The organism is Okeania sp., assembly GCF_983059655.1.
Genome location: NZ_CEZPJD010001060.1, coordinates 1 through 2,225, shown reverse-complemented (window position 1 = coordinate 2,225; position 2,225 = coordinate 1). Strand labels below are relative to the sequence as shown.

Sequence of the window (2,225 nt, the reverse complement as noted above, 5' to 3'; positions counted from 1 at the left end):
AGAAAACAGCCGGAGTAGATGGTGAAAAATCACTAACGCCAAAACAAAGGTTAAACCTAGTCAAAGAAATGTCGGAACATTACAAAGCTAAACCCCTGAGAAGGATATGGATACCAAAACCAGGTTGTAACGAACAACGCCCATTAGGAATCCCTACCCTCAAAGATAGAGCAATGCAAGCCTTGGTTAAGATGGTGCTTGAACCATACTGGGAAGCGCAATTTGATGGTGAAAGCTACGGCTTTAGACCAGGTAAGTCAACCCAAGATGCGATGCAAAGAATCTATGTACACATCAGCAAAACCCCATCGTATGTTTTGGACGCTGACATAGAAAAATGTTTCGATAAAATTAACCATGAACACCTACTGTCAAAATTAGATTGTCCTGCAAACATAAGACGTGAGGTTAAACAATGGCTCAACGCAGGAATATTGGACAATAGCGTATTTACAGAAACAGAGTCTGGCACACCCCAAGGCGGTATCGTATCACCTCTGTTGGCAAACATCGCATTGGATGGCATGATTAGGGACATCCAGGGAATTTTCCCTAACCAAAAGAATAATATCCAAGGTTACAAGCCCAAAATCATCAGATACGCCGATGACTTCGTTGTGATTCATAGAGAATTAGAGGTCATTCTACAATGCAAGAAAGCAATCCAAGAATGGTTAAAATCTGTAGGATTAAAACTAAAAGAGGAAAAGACTAGAATATGTCATACCTTCAAACAAATTGAAATCAACGGTAAGAAGGAAAAACCAGGTTTTGATTTCTTAGGTTTCAATATTAGGCAATATCCGACGGGAAAACATCATGCTGGAAAAGTAGTCACGCCACGATTAGTAAGAAGACTAGAAACAAAAACGCTGATCAGACCGAGTGACAAAGCAATCAAAGCTCATAAGGAAGAAATTAAGAAAGTAGTAAATCAACATAGAACAGCACCACAGTCGGCACTAATCAGCAGACTAAACCCAATTATTAGAGGATGGTGCAATTACTACAAAAGTGTAGCAAGCAAAGATATCTTTGCCTCGCTAGACCATTATATGTGGAAAATCCTCAGAGCATGGACAGTATCAAGAACTGGTCGGGCTAACTACAAAAAACTAAGGAAATACTTTAGAAACGGGAAATATGGCGCATGGACTTTCCAAGCCGAAGAAGGAGTAATCCTTCAGAATTACAGGCAAACAAAGATAACTCGCCACCCTTTAGTCCGGTCAGAAACATCACCTTATGATGGAAACTGGTTGTATTGGAGTAAAAGAAGGGGAAACTACACAGGAACCCCAACCCGTGTTGCAAAATTGCTTAAAATACAAAATGGCAAATGTAACTACTGTGGTCAATATTTTCACGAAAATGACAATATTGAAATCGACCATATTCACTCTAAATCTCTGGGTGGAAAAAATGAATATCAAAATCTACAGTTACTACATAATCATTGCCATGACCACAAAACAACCTTAGACGGCAGTCATAAACCCAAGTTCAAAGGTATCAAACTACCCCAGAACTACAAATGGGCAGAAGATATGCTAATTCTGGTAAACAAAGACTGTACCTGTGACAATCAGGTTGGTTAAGTCAGGAGCCGGATGAGGCGAAAGTCTCACGTCCGGTTCTGAATGGGAGGTGGGAGTCGTGAGGCTCCTATCGACCCCTAATTATTACCTTGGCGCGATCGCTTATGTTTAGTACAGTTATGTGACGATCGAGGCATGGTTACAGCTATTCGTATTGAAAAAGGACAAAAAGATGCACCAAATTTAAAACAATTAATGGAAGCAAATAGCATAGTTAAGGTATTTCATTTTGCGAGGTTTGATGTAGCAATGTTGCAGTATCATTTAGATATTAAAACTTCTCCGATTTTCTGTACAAAAATTGCTAGTAAGTTGGCACGAACTTATACAGGAAAACATGGTTTAAAGGAGTTGGTAATGGAGTTAGAAAAGGTAGAGTTGGATAAGTCTGCTCAAAGTTCTGACTGGGGAAATTCGGTTAATTTAACTGAAGAACAATTGAATTATGCTGCTAATGATGTGCGGTATTTATTGAGTGTAAGAAAGAAATTAACTGAGATGTTGAAACGTGAAGAAAGATGGGAGTTAGCACAACAGTGTTTTGAATTTCTGCCTGTATTTGTTAACTTAGATTTGTTACAATATAAGGATGTTTTTGAGCATTAATTAAGAAAGTGTTTGTTAAAT

General features: G+C 38.7%; 1 protein-coding gene and 1 pseudogene. Both read left to right on the top strand.

Annotated features, from left to right (window positions below):
* The coding region (gene ltrA / locus AC3DU7_RS31740) for a group II intron reverse transcriptase/maturase (RefSeq protein ID WP_488043210.1) at positions 1-1,598 on the top strand (1,598 nt) is incomplete at its 5' end.
* A gap of 81 nt (positions 1,599-1,679) precedes the next feature.
* Positions 1,680-2,204 (top strand): annotated as a pseudogene (locus AC3DU7_RS31735) (ribonuclease D); the annotation flags it as partial.
* Positions 2,205-2,225: the final 21 nt, after the last annotated feature.